We start from the raw sequence: 26,501 nt of genomic DNA, 5'->3' as shown, positions 1-26,501 counted from the left end.
GGGTTACAGGATTTATGAAAAAAATGAGGTTATGGAAAAGTACAGTTGCAGCATTGCTATTGGTGTCTTTGATACTGAGCGCTTGCGGAAAGGAAGCAGAGCAACCGACGGTAAGCCCAAGTAAAGAGGCGGGTGCAAGCTCAAGCCCGACAGAGGAAGTCAAAAAAGAGAAACTCGTGCTGAACTGGTTTGTCAGTGCGCCAGCCAATACAACTTTACCAGATGCGAGCAAAGATTTCGTCCTTCAGACAATACAGGACAAGTTTAATGTTGATTTGAAATTGACGTATATGGTTGCCGGAGGCGACTACAATACGAAGCTGAACACTTTGCTGGCATCGACACCGCCCGATATGTGGGTAGACAGAAATGCGGATGGCGGTATTAAATACGCGATTGACGGTTTGCTTGCAGATTTAACGCCGTTCCTTTCTCCAGAGACGATGCCGAATTATTTCAAGTATTGGATGACGGAAGAATTGTTGGAACGTTACCAAGTACAGGGAGCGTTTTATCGCGCGCCGATTCCTTATACGAAGCAAGGCTACCGAATTTTTTATATTCGTCAGGACTGGCTGGACAACCTGAATTTGAAGATTCCGACAACGTATGAGGAATATGTGGAAGTGTTGAAGGCGTTTACATTCGATGATCCGGATAAGAACGGCAAACCGGATACGTATGGATTCTCAACTTCGGGCGGAGGAGCGAACCTTGGCTGGGATTGGCCGGAGCTTGCGAAGAATGGCGTGAAATTCCCGTCTTATATTGAAGATAACAGATTTGTTGATGGAACGATGAGCGAAAATATGGAAGCGGTTTTGGATGATGTCACCAAGCTGATCGATATGAAGGTTGTCGATCCGGACTGGTATTTGAACAAATCTCCGCAGCATATCGAGAAAGCGATTCAAGGCAAGGTTGGCGTTGTAATGGGTCAAACGAAGGAGTTCGCTTTTGACAATGCACCTACCAGCATTCAATATCGGACGAAGCAAATTCATCCGCAAGCGGAATGGCGGCCATTCACAATGGTTGGAGATATACCGCTGACCAATATGGCGGCTCCGAGCGCTCCATTCCTGTTCCCAAAAACGGTGGCAGAGAAAAATCCGGAGCGAGTGGAGCGTACAATTGAAATTCTTGACTGGCTTGCGTCGGAGGAAGGTTATTTGCTTACGCACTTCGGGCAAGAAGGCAAGCACTATACAATGGAAGGCAGAACAATCACGCTGAACAGCGAAGCGTATCAGAATGATATTTTGAATCAAGGTAACTTCTTGCAAATATGGTCTTTCTTCACGCAGCCTACCTTGCAGCCTGAAGTATATGACTTAACTGTAATTGATCCGAATGAGACAGATCGTGACCGTGAAATCGTTAAATTTTTGCTGGAGCAGCCGCTCAATCCATATATAGGAGCTCCATTGTTGCCGCCGCAAGACTTTGACGTGGCCGCATTCCGCAAAAGACAGAACGAGTTGTTCTCCCAGGCGATTTTTGATGACAAGTCAGGCAAGAACTGGCCGAAATATCGCGAAGAATTGCTTACAAAGTACAAAGCGCAAGAGCTGCTGGACAAATATACTGAAGATTTACGGGCAGCAGGCGCACTGAAGTAAATAAATAAAAGTAAATAGAGTGTTGCCCCCTGAATTGTGAACGCAATGATTTACCGCAGTTCAGGGGGCCGCGCATAGGAAGAGGAGATCAGGGTGTTGGAGACTCTCATTCGTAAACGCTGGTTATATGCCATGATGCTGCCTGGTTTAATCTATTATTTGATATTTCATTACTTGCCGATGGGCGGTCTTCTGATCGCTTTTAAGGATTACAATTTGTTCAAAGGAATTTGGGGCAGCTCCTGGGTTGGGTTAGATAACTTCCGAATTTTGTTCGAGTCTGATGATTTTCCTATTATTATGAAAAATACGCTCATCATCAGCGTTTATCGGCTGTTGTTTAATATGCTGCCGGATGTCATGTTGGCGCTTATGCTCAACGAAATTCGCGTTCGCTGGTTCAAGCGGGTCGTGCAGACGATTACGTATGGACCGCATTTTTTGTCATGGATCATTGTTTACGGACTTGTGTTTTCTTTTCTCGCCCCTGGCTCGGGATTGGTTACAAACTTTTTCCGCGATTTGGGTTGGGCGACTCCTGAGTTTTTGACGAATTCGGATTTATTCAGGCCATTGCTGATTGTGACGGAGTTATGGAAAAGCACCGGTTTTGGAGCCATTATTTATTTAGCGGCGCTGGCATCGATCAGTCCGGAGTTGTATGAGGCGGCTATTGTCGATGGAGCTGGGCGCTGGCGGCGTATGTGGCATATTACATTGCCGGGCATTCGCGAGGTGTTCGTCCTGCTGCTGATTATAAGATTGGGACATATACTGGACGCCGGGTTCGACCAAGTGTATATATTTTTGAATGCAAGGGTGTACGATGTCGGAGATATTATTGATACATGGGTGTTTCGCCGCGGCTTGGAAAATCTGGAATTCAGTATTGCGGCTACTGCCGGCTTGTTTAAATCTGTCATCGGACTAGTGCTTGTCATCGGCGCCAACAAGTTAGCGAAAAAGGTCGGTGGCTCAGGTATCTGGTGACGCATAACGCTGCAAATATTGAAACGATGAAACGCAGGGAGAATGAATGATGAATCACTTGAATGTAAACAACACACTCTCGGATCGCATTGTGGACGCTTTTATGTATTCTGTTCTAGGGCTATTCGCGCTAGCTACTTTATTCCCGCTCTATTATGTGGTTATTGTGTCTATCACCCCATACTCGGAGGTGCTGCGCAACGGCGGATTTATTATTTGGCCGAGTGAAATTACCTGGTCCGCGTACAAGGAGATTTTTAGCAGTGTGCGTGTGCCTAATGCTATTAAAATTACAGTGTTTATCACGGTTGTTGCTACATTGCTTAATTTGGCAGTGACTATTCTGCTCGCATATCCTTTATCCAAAAAGCATCTTGAAGGCAGAAATATTGTGCTGTTGGCAGTCGTATTCACAATGCTGTTCAGCGGCGGAATTATTCCGACTTACCTGGTTGTACGGGGAGTTGGATTGTATAACACCGTATGGGCGATGATAGTTCCGGGCATGGTCAGCACATTCAACTTGCTTATTATGAAAACATATTTTGAGAATTTGCCAGACGAAGTGGAGGAGGCTGCAAAGGTAGACGGTTGTGGAGATGTACGCACGCTTGTCAGCATTGTGCTTCCGCTGTCTCTGCCGATGGTCGCGACGATAGGGTTATTTTACGGAGTTGGACATTGGAATGAATACTTCAAAGGGATTATGTACTTGAGCGACAAGCATTTGGAGCCGATGCAAGTTGTGCTTCGCAATATGATTCAAACAACGGATCTTTCGGGCGAGCTTCAATTGGGCACTGTGCAGATGATGGAGCAACTGCCGCCGGAGACAATCAAGATGGCGACCGTAACTGTAGCGATTTTACCGGTTATTATTGTCTATCCGTTTCTGCAAAAGTATTTTATTAGAGGGATGCTCCTCGGGGCAATTAAAGGATAAGTTGAAAGAATGCTCGCATGAAGATGAATATGAAGTGAGGTTGGTTAGATGGGTGCGATTCTTACTTTGATACCGATGCCGAAGAAGATGCGCTACAACGGAATGCTAGAGCTGGACAAAAGTTATACGATTACGGTTGAAACAGATACGTCAGCATCGACGGTCACGCAGGTGGCTTCGCGTCAATTGATCGCCTGGTTTGCAAAACATTGGCAAGGAACTGTACTTGTCTGTCAGAGTGATGGTAATAGGGATGAGAGGGTGGAAAGCGAACCTGTCTACCGGATTAGACTGGAAGACACGAAAGAGGAGTCCGAAACATACAGTCTCGTCGCAGTGAGCAAGGAATTGCGTATTTTCGGGTCGCCGGTCGGGTTACTTCATGGCGTACAAACACTTATTCAGTTACTTCAGCCCAGGGCAAGCAGCAATTTGCTGAGTGTGCCGCTTGTGGAGATCGAAGATACACCGGATATGGCGATCAGAGGTTTCTTTGCGGAAAGCTACTGGGGATCTGACAGGATGGAGCTGAGTGATTGGAAGAGCATGATCGATGATATGGTGTCGTTCAAGCTGAACACGCTCGGCATCGGTATATACGGCTGCTGGCCCCACGGGCACTGCTATCCTACGGATACCAATAGCCTTTCGGAATTTTTGTTCGCCCCCGTTCTCGATGATCCGGAGCAGTTGCAGGAAAGACAGATTCATTATTTTGATCCTGTCGCCAAGCAGTTGACAACGAAGACATACCAGGCACCTATTTACGAGGGGGATGGACTGGAGCAGCTTATTGCCTACGCGACGGAGCGGGGAATTCGCGTCGTTCCGCAATTTAACGGACCTGGTCATTCGTCGCTGCTGCCGAGGTTGTACCCGAATATTTCGTCGGTCAATGAGCAGGGGGAACCTACGTACAAAGGTTATTCTTTAACGCATCCGGATACCTTTCCTACATTGAAGCGGCTACTGGGACGGATCGTCGAACGTTATATGCTGCCGTACGGTCAGACATGGTTCCATATCGGCATGGATGAAATAGAGGAGTGGAGCGCTGCGGATTTGGCTGTTTATTCAAAGCGCCAGTTGTTTGAACTGTATATGCTGGAAATCAGCCAATATTTGCTGTCGAGCGGTATGGAAAAGATTATTATTTGGCATGACATGGCGAAAAATTTGACAGAGCTTGATGCATCATTTGAAGTCTTTTTGGAACAGCATGGATTGTCCGGGAAAGTTGCCATTCATTGGTGGGACTATACGATGCCCATATGTCCTGTTCGAGCCGTTCGCGGAGCTGAAGGCTGGACGGCGCCAAGTACTGGATGGTTGCCTTGGATGATCTACCAGGATCATGTGGAGAACATAGAGAACCGCATTAATGAAGGGATGGAGCATTCGTTCCAAGGGGTGATGTCCTATCATGTCTATTCTCCAAATTATCGGAGGAATGTTGCCAGTTTGGCAGAGAAAGGCTGGAATGCGCAAAGACGGGATGCTGCCGAATTTGATCGGTTGTATGCGAACTGGATTGTAGCGGACGAGCCGCAGCGGTGGGCGAAGGGCATGGGCGATATGCGGAAGCTGTTTGAGTACTCTTCTACATTTGCTTTGTTGATGGAGATCGGTGTGCTTTTCGGTCAACCGAAAAAAGCGCATCTGTATCCTGAACCGATCATCCGCAGTATACTTTCGACGGATGGGACTCACAAAGCGTATCGGATCACCCGGACGCTGGCTCACAATATTTTGCCATTGTTTGAGCAAGGGAAAGCGGTAGCGGGACGGGAATATGAGCTGCAAGTCATTCGTTTTGAGTGCAGAAGAGTGATTGCGTTGATTGACGCGCTGCTTGGACTTGCAGATGCTGTGCAGGCACTGGAAGACACGCAGAACTCTCCTGTGGAGAAACGAAATGAGCTTGTTGCAGACATAGGCGCACAATTGCAGTTGGAATTAGATAAGCTGGATGCCTTTCTGATCGAGGTGCAGGATATCTTGCCTGACTACTTGGTGGCTGTTAGCTGGAGAGAATATATGTATTTGCGTGAAGCAATGCGAAAGCAAGTTGAGCAATTAACAAACTTGAATGATAGATTTATTCATTCGGAGGAGAAGTAAGTATGAAAAAAGTTTTGGATGAAGGCTTGAAAATGGATGTATTTAAAACGGCGCCAGATTTTGATAAAGGAGTATTTCAAGAAGCGCTAGAGGCTGCTCTAAAAAAATTGGAAGGCAATGTGGAACAATTCACTGATTTTTTCCCGCATGCCTGGAGTAACAATAATGTTTATTATCCCAAAGAGGAGAATAGAAACTGGACGGAAGGCTTCTGGACGGGGATGATGTGGCTTGCCTGGGAAATCACTGCAGATGAAAGATACAGAAAAGCCGCGGAAGTGCAAGTGGATAGGTTTATTCATAGAATAGACAATAAAATAGCGGTCGATCACCATGATATGGGATTTTTATATAGTCTCTCTTGTGTTGCGGCATTCAAACTGACAGGAAGCGAAAAGGCAAAAACGGCAGCCTTGAAAGCAGCAGACCAGCTTTCGAACCGCTATCTGGAGTCAGCCGGGATCATACGCTCCTGGTCAGGGGGAGAATTTGATGAACTGGATAAACGGGGGAATGTGATCATTGATTCCATGATGAATATGCCCCTCTTGTATTGGGCTTCAGAGGTTACCGGAAATCCGGAATACAGGGAAAGAGCGGAATCCCATGCAGAAAGAACACTGGATAACATCGTCAGGGAGGATGCTTCAACCTACCATATGTTTTTATTTGATTCAGAGACGGGTGAACCGAGGTTTGGAAGAACAGCCCAGGGATATTCAGATACATCCTGCTGGACACGGGGACAGGCATGGGCCATTTACGGTTCCATACTGAATTATAGGTATACAAAGAATGAAGATTTACTCATGAGCTGCAAGGCCTTGGCGAATTATTTCCTGAACCGGAGTCCTTCAGACCTGGTCGTTTACTGGGATTTTGATTTTACTGATGGCAGTGGCGAATTGAGGGATACATCGGCTTCAGTGATTACGGTGTGCGGTCTTCTGGAGCTGGCCAAGTGGCTTCCGGAAGGAGAGGAAAAGAAGTATTACGCCAATGCAGCCTTTAAAATATTGAAGAGTTTGGTTGACAATTACTCTACAATCCATAATGAAGATTCCAATGCCCTGCTTTTGCATGTGGTAGGGAGTATACCGCACAATATGGGAGTTGATGAAGCATGCCTGTTTGGGTGCTACTATTACCTTGAGGCTCTGGTGAGAGTGACAAGGGAGTGGGAGTTGTACTGGTAAAATTGTGTGAATGGTTTTGCCAGATTCCTGCAGGGGACCAACCTGGCCTACATTAAGGCGTAATTGTGGACAACTATTGATAAGCAATGAGAAAGGGGAGCGGAGAGCAAGAATGGGAATGGAGAAGCGTCAGCGTCCGCATTTGTAAGCCAATTTTATCCATTATAGCGGTTGTTTAATCGAAAAAAATGGACTACAACAGCGGTCGGAATCCCAATCTTGATCGTAGTGGCATCCCTTTCTATTGCTTGTTGCTCTATCCACAATTAATTGACAGCTTCTTATTGCAACTTTATTAAAGCGCTTACAACTTTTCTTTTGATCCCGAAAAAAAACAGGAGAGGAAAGTGGCAATATGAAAAAGTATTTAAAAATCAGTATAATGTCATGCTTGATCTGCATCCTGCTTCTACCATCTATCGGACTTACTCCAAATGTAAATGCTGGAAATGAAGCTCAGACAATGGAGTTAGTTCCGCAGCAGATTCATTATGAAGCTGACAAATGGGCAGTTGTGCCCAAAGTGAATCAGGCTCCCGTAATTGATGGTGTGCTCAATGATCGTATGTGGGCAAATGCGGTTGAAATTCAAAATTTTCAAACGGCTTATTACAATCAATCGTTGCACGAAAGCGTGAAGTATCAAGTGGCATACGATCAGGGCTACGTTTACATCGGGGGCCGGATTGCAAGGGAGGAAGCAGACAGCCTGGCCCAGATTGCAGTTATTCTGCGACCGCAGGGCAGTGAGGATTTCTATGCCATTGAAATTCCGATGAATGCGGCTGAAGCCCCAAGTTTATTACCGATCTGGAATCCATCGCCTGACGTGGCTAAGCTATGGGAAGATGCAGGCAAAGTGGCAATAGACTCTGCTGAGCATGCTTCGTCCACAGATGGGGAAGAGGTGTATGTAGAGCTGGCTGTCCCCATTGCGGATATTGTGCCAGCAGGAGTCGGGCCGGGGGACGAGTGGCAGATGAATATCGTGCATTTGCATAATCTTTATACGCGCCCGCTTAGCTCATGGGTGCCCATACGCCATTCCGATCATTGGCATGAGAATCAGCCGAATGATGTGCTAGTCCGCATTGGTCTTGTTAACGAAGACCGATTCGGGAGTATCGTATTCTCACGATTGCCTAACAACTTGGCTGATCTTATCGGGGATCGTCTTCCTTCTGGACCATTGGATCAGCTGCAGCTTCTGTATACCGGTTTTACAAAAAAGCGGCTTTCTTTGGATTTGAGTTCCCTTTTTCAGAGGGAGAAAAGACTGAGCGGATTGCAGAAGACGAAGCATATGGATGTGGAGCTTCAGTGGAAAGAACCTGGGCAGTCCTGGAGCAGTCTGGAACATGATGGACTGAGCTGGAATGGCCAAGCATTGGCACTGGAATTTGAACATCCCGCCCCAGTGAAGCGTGGCTTATACCAGTTGCGGATCATTTTATTCCCGAATCATCCGACTGCGCGAACGATCGCCGTACTAAGCTTTGACCGGGAAGCAATCATCGATGCCGGAGAAGCCGTGTACGGCATGGGAGGTGGCAGCGAAGATGCTCAGCCGCAAGAACAACTGGCGTGGAGCCCACCGTCCGAAAAAGTAGAACAAATCAAGGCACTCATCCCGCCGCAGCCCGGCTTCCTTTTTGTCGGCTTGCCTGAAATGCCGGAGCTTTATCCGAGCGGCTTATATCAGCTTTCGGAAGACGGACATAGCTTGAAAGCTTCTCGAACCGGCACTGTCTATCCGAATGCTCAATATGCGGAAGATAAGTCGCTAACCTTGGAGAACGGAAAAGGAGAAACCGTTACAATCCCCTATTACGAGGACAATGAAGGAAGCAAGTTTTTCATCACTGCCCATATGTGGTATTTACAGAAAGGTCGGGCAATTGCTCAAGCGGGGGCGCTTGGAAAGTCTGATCCGCTTGGGGCAGCCCGCTTGCTATATGCCTTTACGCAAGCTTATGAGGGCTATAATCCGACCGTTGACCGGGTTGGCGGGAGCAATCATGCTAACTTGACCCTTGACAAGCGATCCGGACCGCCGTTTCCTTATTGGGGCGGAGTATGGGATCGTTGGTGGTATAACGACTTGCCAAGAATCACGCCATTGCTTCGTCTCTATAAGGAACTGAAAGGAACCAATGCATTCCAATTGCTCAGTGATGAGTACGGCGAGGATGTCGAACAGCGTATCGTTCAGAACATGATTGTGCCTTCAGCAGAATTCGTGCTGTCGCGTCCTGAATACTGGGGCAATATGTCGTTCCAGACGTGGAAAGGGCTGATTGAAGTTGGGTTGGCGCTGGATGAACCGGATTATATTCATCTTGTCCTGGAATCGATACAGGAGCTTGTGAACCGTATGTTCCTCTCCGACGGCTATTGGCAGGAGGTTACGCCAAGCTATCATAATCAGACGATGAACGGACTGTTGGAGGTAGCGCAAATGCTGCAGGGATGGAGCGATCCTGCAGGCTATGTATCGCCTCGAAGCGGTAAGCGATTCGATAACTTGGATGTGCTTCAGCAGTTCCCGAGTATTGGCCGCATCATCGAGAATGCCGACAAGCTGGCATACCCGGATGGGAAAGTGCTGCCTATCACCGACACATGGGCGAACCAGTTACGTCCGAACCCGCTGCTGGATGCTGGCTCCTTCCTGCTGCCCGCAGCCAAGGTTGGGAGATTAACCGGTGGATCCGGAGAAGAGCAGACGCAATTGTATATGGGCTTCCAACCGAAGTACGGACATGCTCACAACGATCCGCTCAATCTTAGCTTGTATGCGCAAGGGCAGGAGCTGATGCCGGATCTGGGCTATACGCACAATACGTTCTATCGCTGGTTTTCCTTGTCTACGATGGCGCACAACACGGTCGTTGTGGACAGCGCGAATATGGTTAACGGAGAACAGGCGAAGCACGGAGGCAATATTTCGGCCTTTGTGTCGGATGACCAGCCGTTTCAAGCGATGCGCGCCGAATATGATTCCGCGTACGAAGTAACGGAGAAGTACAGTCGTGAGCCATGGTTCGTCCCGTTCGCGGATGGAAACGGTGAGCAAGGGTATGTATTGGACTTGTTCCGCATTGAGGGAGGCAGCCGGCACGAATACACGCTGCAAGGGGATGCGAACCGCGATGCCCGTTTCGAGACAGATGCGCAGCTCACGGATTACGGCCCATACTTGCTGCCTCCGGGCACCCAGGTTGTACTGCCGACGAATAATAGCGATAGCGGCAGTGCGGAGGGACATTATCCCGGCTATATCTATGTCCGGGACGTGCAGCAAGCGGAGCTCGATGGCGAGCAGTATGAAGTGACGCTTGTAACGGAGGATAAGGGCGTACAAGGGGCAAAAATGAAGGTGACCGGCTTGCTTGAACCTGGTCAGAACGAGCTGTTTCTTGGACGTTCGCCGTCACTCCGATCCATTCGTCTGCAAGGAACACAGGTAGACAATAACGACGAAGCAGTGAAATACACGATGCCGAAGCTCGTATTGCGCAGAGAAGGCACCAATCTGAACAGCACCTTTGTAACGCTTATGGAGCCATATAGCGGTGAGCAAGCTCGTGTAGAGGCGGTTGACCGCCTGCAGCTGAACGAGGCGCCTGCAGGAGCTGTCGCTGTTAAAGTGGTTTATGGCAATACGACAGACATTATTTTGAGCAACCCGGATTATCCGAATGAACCTGTGACAGCGGCGGGTGTGACGATGGTGGGAGAGATGGGCTTCATCCGCCTTGTAGACGGAGAGGTGCGGAGCATGTCGCTTGTTGGCGGTACACTGCTCGGAATGGGAGAGCAGCAAATTGAGGGCGACGGTTATGTGACAGGAGAGATTGTAGAAACAAGAAGCGCAGCGCATGGAGGTGCTATGGACGCGCTAGTCGTAAATGGTCATATACCAGAAGATATCGCGGGACAATACGCTATCGTACGTCATCCTGATCAAAGCACCTCAGGATATAAAGTCGGAGCTGTTCAGTATGAATCTGGAAATTCGATTCTCCTTCTGGGCGAGCATGATCCGGGATTTTCGATCGGAGAAAACGGTACTTCCGAGCAAACTTATTATCCGGGGCGTCGTTGGACGGGAAATCATACGGTAAGAATATCCAGCATTGAAAGCGCTGAAGTGCTTGGCGATCCGCCCGTCAGAGACAGTATTATCGCTGGCACAGTAACGGATGAAGAGGGCAGTCCATTGTCAGGAGCTGTCGTCAATTTGAGCGGATATGCCAATATTGTAACGACTACGAATGCAGATGGGACATTTACGCTCCAGGTTCCGGCTGGACAGCATCGTGTTACAGTTTCAGCGAATGGCTATGTGAGAGTAGTATCAGCATCGGTGTACGCAGCGCATGGAGAGAGCGCTAACGTATTCATCTCGTTAACAACTATGTTGCCGCCGGCCGTAACATCCGACTCCGCTGCACTAATCGCTACCGGAACTGCGGTGACGGCTACAAGTTCGGTGCCAGGCAAGTTGTACATGGTGCCAGTAAAAACATATGCTTCTGAAGGCGAGCTAGAACAAGCTGTTTTGTCAGCAGAAAATGGCACAGTGTACGGATTGAAGGCAGAGGCGACAGCGGGGATAGAGGTATCGTTCGACACTTCGCATATGGAGCCCGGAAAATACCAGTTATACGCAGTAAACATGACAGGCATTGTTTCTCCAGGATCAGCTCCAATTTCGGTATTAAGCTCGGAGCCTGCAGCTATTGACGATACGAGTCCATTCGTCACTTATAGCAAACGCTGGTCGGAACTTACCAACACCTTATTGCATGGGGGAAGTGAGCGTTATGCACTGGATGATGGCGGATCCGTTGAGATTATGTTTTATGGAACGCGGGCTACTGTGTACGGAAGTACCGCATTTAACGGAGGGATCGCGGACGTTTACGTCGATGGCGAATGGAAGGGACAACATGATAACTATTCAGCCGCTGTAATACGCCAAGCGCTGATTTGGGATACAGGCACACTTCCGCTTGGTTTTCATACGATCAAAATGGTCAGAACCAATAATAAAAACGAGTTATCCTCAGATAAACTTATTCGCTTTGATGTGTTGAAGACGGAGGTAGAACCAGTAGAAGATTGATAAACGATGTCCGGTTGTAACTCGCAAGCTGGAGAGGCTGTCCCACAAGGTCTAATAGACCGTGGGACAGCTTTTATTAAACCATCAGTCAAATAGATTGAAGCAGTGGGACGGCAATCCTCGCGGAATTAACGAGTAGCACTTGCGCTCCATGAATTTCAGCCGACGGATGAAGTATGATCGTGATTTCGTACACTAACTGGACAGACGTTCCGTTAATGCGGTTAAAAAGCTCCATTTGCTCGATAAAAGTGACAGACGTTCCGCTATTGCTAAGAAAATAGCAAAGAAAAGCTTACATTTGAGCAAATAGCGGAACGTCTGACCGCGAAACTTCAAAAACAGCTTTCTTGGGGCGAATAACGGAACGAGTGTCCGCCAAACCTAGGGGGTTCAACGATTTATTAGAAATAGAATTCCTGGTCGTGCTCAAGACTTATAAGATAGCCTCTTGCATGGAAATGGCAGGCGATATTCTGATATGATTGAATTAAATATTAGTATTCTGGCTGTTGAAAAAGTTTACAAGGAAGATCGACAAGTGTTACATTGCTCAAGGCAGCTAAGTACATTTTCTGAATTGGCAGCTTAGTACATTTTATGCATCTAGATTTTCCTTTTTAATCGAATAAACGATTCTAAATGGATTTCATGCATCTAGTTTGATTGAATTCCCCTATACTTTGCAAATTGCGCCAAACTAAATGCAGTTTTTCCCCTTAGAATCACAAAAACGGCAAGTTTCTCAAAACTAAGTGCAGGAAATGCAGTTAGCTTTGTTAGCTTAAGCGAGCGAGTGCGTGCTCGCTTCACAAAGAGATTGTCCTATCCACAACTATTCAACACACTTATATCTTTCGTTAGAGCTTCAAAATGAGTTTTCAGCAGCCGGCAGTATAAAGTAATATATAAGAAGTGATCTATTTTATGCAGCTATATGTAGTAAGCACGACTAGAACTAATAATTTTAACGACGAGCAAATCATGACTAAAATCAAAACGGTATGGGAAGAAGCTTCTCAGCAATTTGGACAACATCAAAACTGTACAAAATACGGTGTATATTACGATTACGAGAGTGATTATAAAGGGGATTACTCCTTGGGGATTGCCATCGAGGAACGTTGCGGGGAATCTGTGATTACAATACCGGAAAGCGAGAAGTATGAGGTTTTTAAAGTAGATACATCAAGCGAACACGGCATCATTAATGCCTGGAAAAAGATTTGGGGGCAAGCAGAAACTGGCGAACTAAAAAGGGCTTACACTTATGATTTCGAAAAATATTATGCGAATGGAGAAGTCGAAATACATATTGCAATAAAGTAACTACCCGATCAGATACATGCAATTGGAACTTTAAAAACACCTTCAAGCCTTTCTTATGCCTATAGCATAGGAGCAGCTCGAGGGTGTTTTTTCATAAGTGTCGATTATGAGGAGAGCAGGAAACTGGAGAAGTGGCAGGGTCCGCCTTTGGTGAATAAAAGCGGCCCTACTTCCAACTTTAATTGCAATGCTTATCCATTTCTTTACCTGGTCGTTTTTCTCCTGCACAAATAGGGAAAGCTAGGGAGGACAGGGGGAACGGGGGGGATATTATGCGTAATGTAGGGATGAGAAGAACGGCATATTCTGGTCTCATGAACGCATTCAATCGGCTCTGAACGGCCCTATTTGGTTTTGTTTTTTAAGTATTTGTTTATTATTTTAGGATTTTTCTATGCAAATTGGAAGCGTATACTTGGGGTTAAGAAAAACATGAGGAGGTCAAATATTATGAAATTGAAATCGCTTACTCTTACCCTAGTTCTAGCAACTGGACTTATTTTATCAGGCTGTTCCCAGGATAACGGTGGTAAAAAGGATGAAAATACGCTAACGATATACACTGCGCGCAGCGAGAGCTTGAACAATGCGGTTATTCCGAATTTTGAGAAGGACACAGGCATTAAAGTAGACATCGTCGTGGCAGGCACAGGCGAACTGATCAAGCGTGTGGAATCTGAGACGAACAATCCGATGGGAGATATTTTATGGGCGGCCGATGAAACGATGCTTTCCAGTAAAAAAGAGCTGTTCGAAAAATATGTTTCCCCTGAAGATGAGCATATGATTCCGGCATTCCGCAATAAGACGGGTTATTTCTCGCCAGCTTTTGCTGACCCGACTGTATTTATTGTAAACAAAAATATTGTTGGCGATGTGCAAGTAAAAGGCTTTGAGGATCTTTTGAACCCGGCGCTAAAAGGTAAAATTTCGTTCGGCGATCCATCGGCATCCAGCTCTGCATTCCAATCGCTTGCAGCTATGCTATATGCAATGGGTGACGGCGACCCTATGTCCGACAAGGCTTGGGATTTCGTAGAGAAGTTTATTGCTAATTTGGACGGCAAAATTGCTGGCAGCTCCGGTCAAGTGCATAAAGGCGTAGCTGACGGCGAGTACCCTGTCGGTCTAACTTGGGAGGACCCAGTTGTTCAATACATTAATAACGGTGCTCCCGTAGATGTTATTTTCCCGGTTGAAGGCGCGATCTTCCCAGGTGAATCTGTTCAAATTATTAAAGGTGCAAAAAATATGGAAAATGCACAAAAGTTCATTGACTACGTGCTTTCTGATAAGGTTCAAACTTTAGTAGGCTCTGAGCTTACAGTCAGACCGCTTCGCGACGGCGTTAAATTGGCAGACTACATGGTTCCAACTGACAGCATTGTACTTGCTAAAAACTATGACGAAGCTTGGATTTCGGAAAACAAAGATAAAATTACGGCTAAATTTACGGATTTGCTAGAAAGATCAATGGATTAGTCGTTTTTCGAAAATAGAGCAGCTTATACGTCACTGTAAAGCTGCTCTATCTTTATTAAGAATGGCATGAAAGGATGACGAACATGAGTGTATCTATTATAGTCGACAACGTTGTGAAGAAGTTTGAAGATACAACGGTCATTAATAAGCTTTCTTTGCAAATAAAGCCAGGTGAGCTCTTTACATTGCTTGGACCTTCAGGCTGTGGAAAAACGACGCTTTTGCGTATGATTATCGGGTTTAATTCGATTGATGGCGGTAGCATCAGAATTGCGGACAAAGAGATCAACCACATTCCGGTTAGTAAGCGTAATATGGGCATGGTGTTCCAAAACTACGCGATCTTCCCGCATATGTCTGTCAAAGACAATATCGCTTTTGGGCTAAAAAATCGTAAGCTAGGCAAGGAAGAGATGGAGAAGCGGATTAATGAAATTTTAAATGTCGTTCATATTGAAAAATATAAAGACCGTATGCCAGATAAGCTGTCTGGCGGACAGCAGCAGCGTGTAGCATTAGCAAGAGCGATTGTTATCCACCCGGAAGTGCTGCTCATGGATGAACCGTTATCGAATCTTGATGCGAAGCTTCGTATTGAAATGCGTAATGCAATTAGAAGCATTCAGCAGCAAGTAGGCATTACTACGGTATATGTCACGCATGATCAGGAGGAGGCGCTTGCTATTTCTGACCGTATTGCCGTTATGAATGGCGGGGTCATTCAGCAAATCGGTTCTCCGAAGGAAATTTATGAACGGCCTGTCAACATTTTTGTATCTAAATTTATTGGAACGTCAAACGTAGTAAAAGGAAAGCTGATTGTAGAAAACGGTGAAAAGTATATTCAGCTGGGCGATAGCTACCAAGAAAAAATGCCGAATATTTCTAACCGGGCTAAAGCAGGCGATACGCTTCTAGTTTCTGTCAGACCTCAGGAATTTATTATTAATGAAGAAAAGGTTGGATTGAAGGGCAAGGTTATTAGAAGCATGTTCCTTGGCATTAATACGCATTACTTCATTGAGCTGGAGCAAGGTGAAGAGGTGGAGGTTATCCAGGATGCGGATGCAGTGGATCTAATTCCGGAAGGGTCTACCGTATATTTGAAGGTGAAGCCAAACAAGATCAACGTTTTCAGCGAGGATGAAAAAACACTAATTAAAGTAGGTGGGGCAAATGAAAGCAGCAAATAAAAAGCCGTTTAATATTTGGAACACCTCCACTTTGCTAATTTTATGTATATTTTTACTTTTTATCGCGTTTCCGTTATTTTTGGTTTTAAAGAAAAGTGTGATTGATCCGGGTACTGGACAGTTTACATTTGAATATTTGGGCAAATTTTTCGAACGGAAATTTTATTGGATTACGATTTTAAACAGCTTCAAAGTAACAGTGGCTGCTACGGTGCTATCGATGGTTATCGGCTTGCCGCTGGCCTACATGATGCGGAGAGTGAAAATTAAAGGCAGTAAGTTTATTGAAATCTTTGTTATTATTTCGTATATTTCACCTCCATTTATCGGTGCCTATGCATGGATTCAGCTATTAGGACGCAGAGGCGTAGTGACTGAATTTTTCAATAATTTATTTGGAACACAATTCGATGGAATTTATGGATTTACTGGTATAGTATTAGTACTCACACTGCAATCCTTTCCACTCATTTATATTTATATCTCGGGTGCGCTGAAAAATTTGGATAACTCCTTAAATGAAGCGGCAGAGAGTCTTGGCTATTCGAATATCCAGCGTATCTTCAAAATTATTATTCCGCTTATTATTCCAACTATGCTTGCAAGCGCATTGCTCGTCTTTATGAGAGTTATTGCTGACTTTGGAACGCCGATGCTGATCGGTGAAGGCTACCGCACGATACCGGTATTGATTTATACGCAGTTTATGAGTGAGGTAGGCGGTAATGACGGTTTTGCCGCAGCGTTATGTATGATCTTTATTGTTGTTACTTTGGTTCTGTTTTTGGTTCAACGCTTGGTTGCAAGCCGTTTCTCTTATTCGATGTCTGCATTAAAGCCAATGTCTGTTGAAAAAGCGAAAGGCTTTAAAAATATTTTGTCTCATGCATTTGTATACTTTGTTGTGTTATTGGCGATTCTTCCGCAGCTAGTTGTAACGTTTACTTCGTTCTTGGAAACGAAGGGCGGCCAGGTTTATACCGGCAATTTCTCATTTGATAATTACAAAAATATTTTGTTAATGAAAAATACTTCTGTCATTTGGAATACTTATAAAATGGGACTTATCGCCATCGTCATTATTGTCGTGCTAGGGGTATTGATTTCTTATTTAACGGTTAGAAAGAAAAATGCCATTACGAATGTATTAGATACGGTTTCGATGTTCCCGTTCATTATTCCAGGATCAGTACTAGGGATTGCATTTATTTTCGCATTCAGTGATAAGCCGTTTGTGCTCAGCGGCACAGTGTTAATTATGGTTATGTCGTTCGTCATTAGAAGGATGCCGTACACGATTCGTTCGAGTACAGCGATTATCGGCCAAATTAGCCCAAGTCTTGAAGAAGCTGCGATTAGCCTTGGCGCGTCGGAGGCGAAGACATTCCGCAAAGTGGTTGTGCCAATGATGATGCCAGGGGTTATGGCAGGAGCAATTATGAGCTGGATTACCGTTATAAGTGAATTGAGCTCCTCGATTATTTTGTATACGAGCGGTACGCAAACACTCACCGTATCTATTTATACGGAGGTAATTCGTGGTAACTACGGCAATGCATCCGCATACTCTGCCATATTGACTGTGACTTCAATTATTTCATTATTACTGTTCTTTAAGCTGACAGGCAAACGCGAGGTTAGTGTATAGTTAGCTGAATGTGCGGAACACGAACGAAATGTATGTTTGCTTCCCTTAGCTGTATTTGATAATTTAAGATTATAAAAAATATTGCTCGGGAGGCAAACATATGACGCACAAGTATAGCGATCCTTTTGACATCAAAGGTCCCATGTTGAGTTACCCGCTATCATTGCCGGAAGGATTAGGCAGTTTGAAAAGGGTGCAGCTTACAAATCTTTGTAAGCTGCTTAAGATCGAAGGTTACAGCAGCCTGAATAAATCGAATCTAGCTGCCATGATTAGCAGAAAAATGCCGAATCATCTCGATGAGACATTTCAATTATGGGACTTGCATCGGGTGAAGATCATTCAGGAAGCAGTAAAAAACAATGGCCGAATTACGAAGCTTCTTGATGAACTAAAGTATTATGAGTATTTTACGAATAGAGGGATTTTATTCCCAACATTTATAAATGGTAAAGAGGCATATCTTATGCCTGAGGAGCTTATCGCTTGGTTTAAAGAAGTGGACATTATGAATGTATACGATATCACTCGGCGCAATACAGAATGGATTAAGCTGACAATGGGCTTGATTTATCGTTATGGTGCTTTGACATACACTCAATTGAGTGAATTGGTATTTAAGCACGCTGAGATGAGGCTAGGTGCAATGGATTTTTACAACGTTATTTCAGATGCTGCACAATATTATTTGGAAATTGAAATTGATGATGATCATGACATCGTTTCTTATTTTTACAACCGTTCTCCAGAGGGCATCATTGCAGAGCATAATTTCAGAAGCCAGCTTGAATTTTACCCGTTTACCCGTCAGCAGCTTATGCGAGCCGGTGAACCGGGCTATAACGAAAAGTCGAAGCATTATGAACAATTAGTCCGTTATTTGATGACAACCTATCGGATAGGCCGCGAAGATGCAGATGTCATGGTTGAGGAATGCGAATGGGAAATTAATAATCTTGCAACCTTAGGGGAATTAGTGAATGGTTTTTCAGAGTGGATTGAATTTTCTTCGTTAGATGAGATGTCAACGTTGTCTGACAGAGTTGCAGAAATGATGAATAACACAAGACAGTGGGCGTTGAAAGGTTATTATCCTAGCGAGCTTTCCGCGAAGCGTCAAAGCAGCAAGCCTGCGGTTTTAAACCAAGCTTCTAGCCAAAGCGGGCGGGGGACGGTGATTTCCCTTGAGACAAAAAAGAAAATTGGCCGGAATGATCCATGCCCATGTGGAAGCGGTGCAAAATTCAAGAAATGCTGCGGCCGATAGAGTCAATTTCATAATGCTGCAAAACCGAAATTGACTCAATAAGCAAATGCGTTGTAAGAGCAGCCCGGAGTGGCTGTTCTTTTTAAAATAGCGTGCCCAGAGGCACGCATCATCTAGTTGATGAAAGTTCAACCGGAGGAGGGACAAAGCCACCTTCGTAGCTAGGATACCTGCGTAAGGCGAAATCTGTACGTAGAAGCGTATCGACGTCGACATCCAAGGCGATCATTCACTCTCGCAGATCATATTGCATGGTTAAACCTTATATTTCACCGAGAAACGGCACCTCCGTAGCCAAGGACGCGCAGCGTTTCTTCTTGCTCGTAGAGCAGTGATTAGCTTCTAACGGTTGCCACAAACGCTATTTGTGTAAAAATAGCAGATTAAAATTTCTAACGGTTGCAATCGCGCTTATTTACACAATAAACCACAGATTCCACTGAAAAATGGGGGAATAACGCTCATGACAACCGTTAAATGACAAAGTGAGCTAAAATAGTCGAAATAGCCTCAATGGCAACCGTTAGCGAAGTTTTAACTAGCTTTTAAGCCATCTGTGTAAATTGCGTTTTTCTTAGAATTACCGCAAGCGACGTAATTGTTTAAGGGTGAAGGGGGGATGAACATGCAAAAGAGCTTCAGAGACTACATGAAAAAAATCTTTCTCAAATATTCGGTCATTACGATCGCTCTTATTTTCACGCTGTACATTTTATCCCTTTACGTTACGTTTATGGTTGTCGTCGTCAAGAAAAATCATCAGGTTAATGACCGCATTCGCGCTATTGTAGCCTATGAATTTTCAAGATATCGCAATACGTTGGATAAGCTCGCCCAAGATGAAGCATTTCAGCAGGTAACGGAGGATCGTTCGCGATTATTGGAAGTAAATAATATATTGTATTCATTTGTTAACGCCAGACAATTTAAAGGGAGCTTTGTTCTTTTTGATAAAAATGGGGATATCGTTACGACCAGTCTTTACAAAGGGAATGTCGAGGCGTTAACGAGTGACTATTTGATGCAAAGCTTGCTGCGGGATACGGATTTGCGGGATGGAATAGAGCGAACCGTTGATGAATCCTTGTTTAAGGACGGACAAAGCAGCTCTTATTTTTTTGCGAAAGCGATTATGGCAGATGAAGCTGTCCAAGGCTATTTATTCTTTTTCCTGGAAGATCTCGGCCGCTATTTTCAGCATTCAGCAGATTTGGTTGCGATAACGGACCGGTTTGACCAAGCCATTTATGTATCTGATCAGAAGCTGCTATCCCATGCAGGGAAGGTAAACAAGCACTATCTGGAAGAGAATACAGCTACGATAGATAATAACGCCTACTACGTAACGAACCGTACGATTTATGAGCAGGATATTCAAATTATCAATATGCTGTCGATTAATACCTTCAAACAATCGGTATGGATTGGGCTGATTTCTTTTATAAGCATCGGCGTAGTTATGATTATTGTTATTTATTTGGTTCTGCCTAAAATTATGAGACAAAGCCTGAAGTCCGTCGATTCCTTAATTCATTTCATTCAAACGCCCTCCAAGCAGGTGAAGACACAGGCCTTTGAGGAGTTTCAAATGATTCAGGATGAGTTTCTTATTAAAATGGATCAAATCCAATCGTTAATGCAGAGTAATGCGGAAATTGCCGAGATGAAGCGGAGGATGGAAATTAAGCAGCTGGAGGCGCAGTTCAATCCTCATTTTGCATTTAATGTGCTGGAAATGCTGCGTTATGAAATTTTATTCGATCCGCAAAATGCTTCGGATATTGTTGTTTCATTTGCCAATTTACTAAGGTACAACATCCATTATGGCAGCACGATGGTGCCTGTTGAAACCGATATCAAATATGTAGAGGATTACTTGAAGCTGCAAAAAATGCGGTTTAACCGCCGTTTGGATTACACGATTGATGTGGATGAGTCGATACGAGATGTAAAAATTCCAAAGCTTATTATTCAACCGCTTATCGAAAATAGCATTAAACATTGCATAGAAGAGACGGCTCATTTGGAAATTGCGATCCGCATTTTGCGCAAAGATGATTATATGTATATGGCTGTAAAAGATAACGGGAAAGGGATTGAACCGGACAGGCTGGTCTTGCTTCAGCAATCGCTCGAGCGGGGAACGAATGATACAGAGCATTACGGTATTTTTCACTCGCATCGCGTCGTTCAGCTCATTTACGGCGAGCAATTCGGAATGACGATTGACAGTGTTCATGGAGAAGGAACGAATGTTGAAATCAAGATACCTTTAAATAAAGGGGACTGAAAGCATGTATAGAGTGCTTATCGTGGAAGATGAGGACATTATTCGCAAAGGACTTACCTATAAGGTGGATTGGCTGAACAATAACTGTGTCGTTGTTGGCAATGCGATCGATGGGAATGATGGGCTGGATAAAATAAAAGAGCTGAAGCCTGACATCGTGATCACCGATATTAGGATGCCTTTTAAGGATGGAATTATCATGCTGGAGGAAGCACTGGCTGTACATGATTTTGAAACGATTATTATTTCAGGCTACAGTGAATTTGACTATGCCCAAAGAGCGATCTCGCTAGGCGTCAGCGAATATATATTAAAGCCGATTGATTTTAAATTGCTTGATATCGCGATCCAAAAAATCAGAAAAAAAATCGATGCCCGGCAAAGTGAAGAAAAGAAGCATGAGTACCTTAATATGTATCAGGAAGTGCTTGACGTTGAAGCCTTATCGGTTCATTCCACCTATGTATCAGCTATGCTGGACTATATTAAAGAAAACTACCCGCATAGAGTTTCGATAACGGATCTGAGCGAAAAATTGCAAGTATCCACCGTGTATTTAAATGCCAAGTTCAAGGAAGAAACGAACTATACGTTTAATGATTTTTTAAACCGGTACAGAATTATTAAAGCGATTGACTTTATGAAAAACAGCGGCAAGCTTATATATGAAATCGCGGAGCTGGTGGGCTTTAAGGATTACAAGTATTTTAGTCAAGTGTTCAAAAAATATGTCGGCTATTCGCCTACTCATTTTACGAAGTAAAGATGGAGTTGCTTGGCGAGCATGCGGAGTAAGGCGGGGGCTGCGCGTTAATGCGGAGCCACAAATTATAACGATGCCTGGTATCGTTAGAATGCGAAATAGCCTCCTTTCTAAAATATAACGAAGATTTTCTATCTTATTTCCTCCAAATGGGCCTCTAAACAGCTGTTTGTTCACACATAGAGCAGCTAATCTTCGTTACAAAATCAAACCAGCCATTTTCGGTCAAATAGAGCAGCTAATCTTCGTTACAAAATCAAACCGGCTATTTTCGGTCAAATAGCGCTGCCAGCCTTCGTTACATTTTAAGTTTACGACTGTTCGATTGACTCCAGAGTCAATCGGACAGTCGTTTTCTATTAAGTTAATGCAAACTGTATTAACGGTTCATCCTCATTGTGCTATTATAATAAAACAATTCTAACATACAGAAATTGAGGGAGATACCGCTATGGCATCCAAAAAGCTGCAAACAGTAACGATTATTCTTATGATTACAGCGATATGTATCATGAGTATTTCAATTGTTATGTACAATATTACTGTCGATTCTATTAAGCAGGAAGTTGAAAGCGCTTACCGTGTTTCGTTGCAAAATACGAGAGAACGCATTGAATCCTACTTCCGTTCTATCGATCAGTTAACCCTTCAATTTGAAAAAATACCTGAGGTTGTTCAATTTACACAAGGCAATTTTGATCCAGTCATCCTAGGCACAGTGTTGAATCAAGCCTATCGCCTGCATGCTTCGCTTGATTATGTCGATAATGTGCTTATTTATCACGACGAATATCGTGAATCTATATCGACCAATCAAGACATGTCCAAGCGGTATACGGAGTTCAGCCCGCTGCTTGAAAAGTTCGAACAAATGAATACGGATAAAGCCTATATTAAGACTGAGCTGGAAGGCATCCCGATAAGTGTATTTATTCGTAAGCTTCCGGTATTCAGTCAAGCGCAAAAGCTCACCATTGTGTTTCAAATCAATCAAGCTTTGTTTGACCGTATATTGGGAAGCGGTGCCATTGTTGAGAACAGCGGCTATTTCATTATGGATGAGGAAGGCGAGCTTGTTACGAATCGCGGCTATTTCGGCAATGAAGAAGTGATGAAGTGGGCTGGTCAAATACATGCTGCAGGTATTGCAAATGGGAATGATTCGAGCAATGTACTTAACTTGCAGGACACCTTCATTACTTATCTGGGCCCATCTTATAATGGCTGGAGCTATGCGTATGCCGTATCAAACAGCTCCTTTCTGCACAAGGCTGATGATCTTAGAAATATCGTTTTGTTAATTGCAGTATTGTTGTTTTTGCTTGCGGCCGTGCTGTCATTCGCAACGACACAGTGGCTGTGGAGAGGCTGGTACAGAATCAAATCCTTGCTTGATAACAATGCGGCAGCTGCACCGGAGACGATTCATAGCAGCAATGAGTTTAAAGATTATTTGGCCAAGGTGCAAACGATTGTAAACCGCAGCGAGCTATTGAAAAAGCAAACCGATGAAATGCTGCCGCAATTAAAGGAAGCGCTCAGCTTATCGCTGCTGGAAACGGGAGCAGTATCGTCAGAGGTGATGGAGAAAGCAAAGCAATACGGGATTTTAGTACAAGAGGGGACGTATTGCTGCCTGTGCATCATTAATGATTACCCTCAGGAAGAGCAAGGCATGTATACGGCATGGGATAAAACGACATTGGAATACGGCGTTTTGCTCGTTATCAAGGAAGTGATAGAAGCACATGCGTATGGCTTTGCGGTTAACTCGCAAAAGGGACATGTTGCGGCTATGCTTAGCAGCAGCCAAAAGGAGCCTGCGGAGCTGACGGAAACGATCGTGAAGGTAACGCAGACGATCAGACAATTTATTCAGCAATATTTTCCGGTTACAGTCTCGATTGGAGTCAGTAAGATCCGCACAGATTTAAGCTTAATCAAATTAAGCTATAATGAAGCGCTCGAAGCGCTTAATCAAAAGCATATTTCGACAGGCGATCAGGTTTTTTATTCGCAAGATGCAGCTGAGCCTTATGCGGACGAGCAGTTTCCGTTGCGGGAAATTGAAAACAATCTGATACATGCTATCATGACGCGCAATGAGGCCCATGCCTATAGTCTTGTAGAGAACTTATATATGCTGAAGGATAAGAAAAATATTCCGTACAAATGGTTTCAGAGCAAAATGATTGAATTGACGCAGTTGCTGTCCCATCAATTAAAGCAGCATTGGAAGGAGCGAAATATCCATGAGCCGTCGCTTGATGACCTGCTGCAGCTGGCTACACTGGATGAATGGGTTAATTTCATGAAGAGCTATTTTATCGACGGGCCGATTGACGAGCTGGAAAAACAGCATCAAGCGAACATTATGACGACAACGAACAGGCTGAAAGACTATATCGCCGACCATGCCGAAACGGATCTCCAGCTTAATCACGTCTGCAAAGCGCTCCATATTCCCGCCTCCTTCGCGAAGCAGGCTTTAAAGGAAACGATGGATGCCACCTTTTCGGAGCTTGTGCTCAGCATGCGGATTGAAAAATCAAAGCAATGGCTTGCTAATGAGGATTACAGCATAGAGGAAATTGCAAAGCGCTTGTATTACAGCAATGCACAAAATTTCTCGCGTACGTTTAAAAAAGCAGTTGGCATTCCGCCTGGTCAATATCGGGTTAATACAAGAGCAGATAGAACCGGAAATGAATAATCATTTGTTTAAAATGATGCATTTGACGGATTTGATACAGTGTATCTTTTGTTCAGAATGGCTAAAATACAAGGATTGATTATTGAGAATGAATATATTGCCCCCTATATTGATGTTGTAGGCATCGAGGGGGCAATTTGTTTTGCACCTACCTTGATCCTCAAAAAAAGATGACATGAAAGGGGTTAAACCATGTTGATTCGTTCGATTAACAAAAAGGTAATGCTTGCTTTATCGATTGTGCTCATTTTTACAGTTATTGCAACAGCTTGTTCATCCAAGCCTGCAGGTAATAATGACAACACGCCAACGAGTCCGGCAAGCACCGGCAGCAATGCGCCTGCAACAGACGGGGCTGCCAAAACAGATCCAAAAGACAGAGTAACCATTAGAGTGACGCGCAGCGGAAATCCTCCAGCTGACTTAACGGTGAATAATCCGGCTGTTAAGTATTTGCAAGATAAGCTTGACGTGAATATGGAGTATCAAATGTATCCAAGCAATATTTATGCGGAGAAGATCAGAGTTCAGCTTGCCGGAGGAGATATACCGGACGCATTCGTATGGAATGCAGGGTTGGACGGCTTGATTGTTTCCTTGATACAAGCGGATAAGATTGTTCCGCTGGATGAATACATCGATAAGTACCCTGGTCTAAAGTCGTTAAAGGACTACTACAGAGTTCGCTACGACGGGAAAATCTGGGCTGTTACGGGAGCCAGGCATCCGGCTACTACCAATGATATTCCTGTCATTCGCCAAGATTGGCTTGATAATTTGAATTTGAAGGCACCGACAACAACTGACGAGCTGATGGAGGTCGCAACTGCATTTACGAAGGATGATCCGGATAAGAATGGTGTAAATGATACCTTTGGCATTATTCTTGGAAACAATTTCCTTGAGCCTGCTTTGTCGGGCTCCAACGGTATTGCGCAGGCGTTTGGTCTCGATAATGCCTATATGAAGCAGCCGGACGGCAGCTATGTTCCACAGCTGGCTGACCCGCGTTTCAAGGAATATCTAGCTTGGATGCAGGAAGCTTACAAACGAGGAGCAATCGATCCTGACTTTACGACGTCTTCGGAGCCTGGAGCCAAGCTGGTTTCAACAGGTCAAGCCGGAATTGCATTCAATTATGTCAATGTTATTTATGAAATGGAGGATCCTACTGGCTATAAGCAAAAAGATCCGAAGGCACAGCTTGTCCCGTTTGAGCCTGTTAAAGGGCCGCATGGCGACCAAGGAGCGAAATCACGCGTATCATTAGCCGGTATATATATTTCCAAAGAAGCAGCGAAGGACCAGGCCAAGATGGATAAAATTATGGAATGGCTGGAATGGGGCATTACAGATGAAGGTACACTATTCGGCACTTATGGTGTAGAAGGCGTCCATTACACGAAGGATGCCGCAGGTAATGTCTCGCCTGATGCAACGGCTGTGAAGCGGGATGAGCCTTCCCTGCTAACTTATACGAAGCAAGTCGAAGAGACGAAGAACGTTAATGCAAACAAAGGGTACTCAGAAGAAGCACAGGCAGCTGTAAGCCGGGCAGCCTTGCTGGTTGAACCGCATCTGAAGTATTCCGATACTTCTGAAGCCTATTCGCCGACAGAAACGAAGTACCGCAGTGAAATTCAAAGCTTTATTGTAGAGAATGTATCCAAAGCAATTGTAGGGCATACGAAAATTGAAGACTGGGATAAAGTCATTGAAGAATGGTACAAGAGATTTGAAGGCGATAAGATCGTTCAAGAGAAGCGCGAATTTATGGAAAGCTTCGAATAGCAGCGGCGTGTCGAACAGACCA

At 44.6% G+C, this 26,501-nt stretch carries 15 protein-coding genes; all 15 read left to right on the top strand.

Annotation, left to right across the window (positions count from 1 at the left end):
* Positions 1-14: 14 nt before the first annotated feature.
* The 15 genes from V1L65_RS14220 to V1L65_RS14150 all read left to right on the top strand — a co-directional run bounded on the left by V1L65_RS14220 (position 15) and on the right by V1L65_RS14150 (position 26,479).
* Positions 15-1,622, top strand: a complete 1,608-nt coding sequence (locus tag V1L65_RS14220) for a hypothetical protein (RefSeq protein ID WP_331699842.1) — start codon at positions 15-17, stop codon at positions 1,620-1,622.
* A 96-nt stretch (positions 1,623-1,718) separates the two neighbouring features.
* Positions 1,719-2,612 carry an ABC transporter permease gene (locus tag V1L65_RS14215; RefSeq protein ID WP_442955699.1) on the top strand — a complete coding sequence of 298 codons (894 nt, stop codon included), beginning with the start codon at positions 1,719-1,721 and terminating at the stop codon, positions 2,610-2,612.
* Positions 2,613-2,661: 49 nt separating this feature from the next.
* Positions 2,662-3,555, top strand: a complete 894-nt coding sequence (locus tag V1L65_RS14210; RefSeq protein WP_331699884.1) for a carbohydrate ABC transporter permease — start codon at positions 2,662-2,664, stop codon at positions 3,553-3,555.
* Positions 3,556-3,630: 75 nt separating this feature from the next.
* On the top strand, positions 3,631-5,676 hold the full coding sequence (locus tag V1L65_RS14205) for a family 20 glycosylhydrolase (protein WP_331699840.1): 2,046 nt from the start codon (positions 3,631-3,633) through the stop codon (positions 5,674-5,676).
* 2 nt (positions 5,677-5,678) lie between these two features.
* Positions 5,679-6,872 (top strand): glycoside hydrolase family 88 protein, encoded by a 1,194-nt coding sequence (locus V1L65_RS14200; protein WP_331699839.1) that lies wholly within the window; start codon positions 5,679-5,681, stop codon positions 6,870-6,872.
* A 355-nt stretch (positions 6,873-7,227) separates the two neighbouring features.
* Positions 7,228-12,003 (top strand): carboxypeptidase regulatory-like domain-containing protein, encoded by a 4,776-nt coding sequence (locus tag V1L65_RS14195; protein WP_331699838.1) that lies wholly within the window; start codon positions 7,228-7,230, stop codon positions 12,001-12,003.
* 927 nt (positions 12,004-12,930) lie between these two features.
* Positions 12,931-13,332, top strand: a complete 402-nt coding sequence (locus V1L65_RS14190; protein WP_331699837.1) for a GyrI-like domain-containing protein — start codon at positions 12,931-12,933, stop codon at positions 13,330-13,332.
* Between the two features lie 450 nt (positions 13,333-13,782).
* On the top strand, positions 13,783-14,814 hold the full coding sequence (locus V1L65_RS14185; RefSeq protein WP_331699836.1) for an extracellular solute-binding protein: 1,032 nt from the start codon (positions 13,783-13,785) through the stop codon (positions 14,812-14,814).
* Between the two features lie 83 nt (positions 14,815-14,897).
* Positions 14,898-16,007, top strand: coding sequence for an ABC transporter ATP-binding protein (locus V1L65_RS14180; protein ID WP_331699883.1), 1,110 nt, complete (start codon positions 14,898-14,900; stop codon positions 16,005-16,007).
* Positions 15,991-17,655 carry an ABC transporter permease gene (locus tag V1L65_RS14175; protein ID WP_331699835.1) on the top strand — a complete coding sequence of 555 codons (1,665 nt, stop codon included), beginning with the start codon at positions 15,991-15,993 and terminating at the stop codon, positions 17,653-17,655. Before V1L65_RS14180 ends, V1L65_RS14175 begins: the two co-directional genes overlap by 17 nt.
* A gap of 100 nt (positions 17,656-17,755) precedes the next feature.
* Positions 17,756-18,922 carry an SEC-C metal-binding domain-containing protein gene (locus tag V1L65_RS14170; RefSeq protein WP_331699834.1) on the top strand — a complete coding sequence of 389 codons (1,167 nt, stop codon included), beginning with the start codon at positions 17,756-17,758 and terminating at the stop codon, positions 18,920-18,922.
* Positions 18,923-19,547: 625 nt separating this feature from the next.
* A complete protein-coding gene (locus V1L65_RS14165) occupies positions 19,548-21,212 on the top strand; it encodes a sensor histidine kinase (protein ID WP_331699833.1) in 1,665 nt (554 codons plus the stop codon).
* Positions 21,213-21,216: 4 nt separating this feature from the next.
* Positions 21,217-21,975 (top strand): response regulator transcription factor, encoded by a 759-nt coding sequence (locus V1L65_RS14160; RefSeq protein WP_331699832.1) that lies wholly within the window; start codon positions 21,217-21,219, stop codon positions 21,973-21,975.
* A 451-nt stretch (positions 21,976-22,426) separates the two neighbouring features.
* Complete coding sequence (locus V1L65_RS14155) at positions 22,427-24,688, top strand: helix-turn-helix domain-containing protein (RefSeq protein WP_331699831.1); 2,262 nt, start codon at positions 22,427-22,429, stop codon at positions 24,686-24,688.
* Positions 24,689-24,880: 192 nt separating this feature from the next.
* Positions 24,881-26,479, top strand: a complete 1,599-nt coding sequence (locus V1L65_RS14150) for an extracellular solute-binding protein (RefSeq protein WP_331699830.1) — start codon at positions 24,881-24,883, stop codon at positions 26,477-26,479.
* Positions 26,480-26,501 lie beyond the last annotated feature (22 nt).

This window comes from Paenibacillus sp. IITD108 (assembly GCF_036541265.1).
Lineage (GTDB): Bacteria > Bacillota > Bacilli > Paenibacillales > Paenibacillaceae > Pristimantibacillus.
Note: the sequence above shows the minus strand (reverse complement) of the source record. Positions and strands in the feature narration are given on the sequence as shown.

Coding starts and splice junctions, on each gene's coding strand:
- V1L65_RS14205 (WP_331699840.1), top strand. CDS start 3,631: ATGCCGAAGAAGATGCGCTACAACGGAATGCTAGAGCTGGACAAAAGT.
- V1L65_RS14170 (WP_331699834.1), top strand. CDS start 17,756: ATGACGCACAAGTATAGCGATCCTTTTGACATCAAAGGTCCCATGTTG.
- V1L65_RS14155 (WP_331699831.1), top strand. CDS start 22,427: ATGGCATCCAAAAAGCTGCAAACAGTAACGATTATTCTTATGATTACA.
- V1L65_RS14150 (WP_331699830.1), top strand. CDS start 24,881: ATGTTGATTCGTTCGATTAACAAAAAGGTAATGCTTGCTTTATCGATT.
- V1L65_RS14165 (WP_331699833.1), top strand. CDS start 19,548: ATGCAAAAGAGCTTCAGAGACTACATGAAAAAAATCTTTCTCAAATAT.
- V1L65_RS14195 (WP_331699838.1), top strand. CDS start 7,228: ATGAAAAAGTATTTAAAAATCAGTATAATGTCATGCTTGATCTGCATC.
- V1L65_RS14220 (WP_331699842.1), top strand. CDS start 15: ATGAAAAAAATGAGGTTATGGAAAAGTACAGTTGCAGCATTGCTATTG.
- V1L65_RS14175 (WP_331699835.1), top strand. CDS start 15,991: ATGAAAGCAGCAAATAAAAAGCCGTTTAATATTTGGAACACCTCCACT.
- V1L65_RS14210 (WP_331699884.1), top strand. CDS start 2,662: ATGAATCACTTGAATGTAAACAACACACTCTCGGATCGCATTGTGGAC.
- V1L65_RS14190 (WP_331699837.1), top strand. CDS start 12,931: ATGCAGCTATATGTAGTAAGCACGACTAGAACTAATAATTTTAACGAC.
- V1L65_RS14200 (WP_331699839.1), top strand. CDS start 5,679: ATGAAAAAAGTTTTGGATGAAGGCTTGAAAATGGATGTATTTAAAACG.
- V1L65_RS14180 (WP_331699883.1), top strand. CDS start 14,898: ATGAGTGTATCTATTATAGTCGACAACGTTGTGAAGAAGTTTGAAGAT.
- V1L65_RS14160 (WP_331699832.1), top strand. CDS start 21,217: ATGTATAGAGTGCTTATCGTGGAAGATGAGGACATTATTCGCAAAGGA.
- V1L65_RS14185 (WP_331699836.1), top strand. CDS start 13,783: ATGAAATTGAAATCGCTTACTCTTACCCTAGTTCTAGCAACTGGACTT.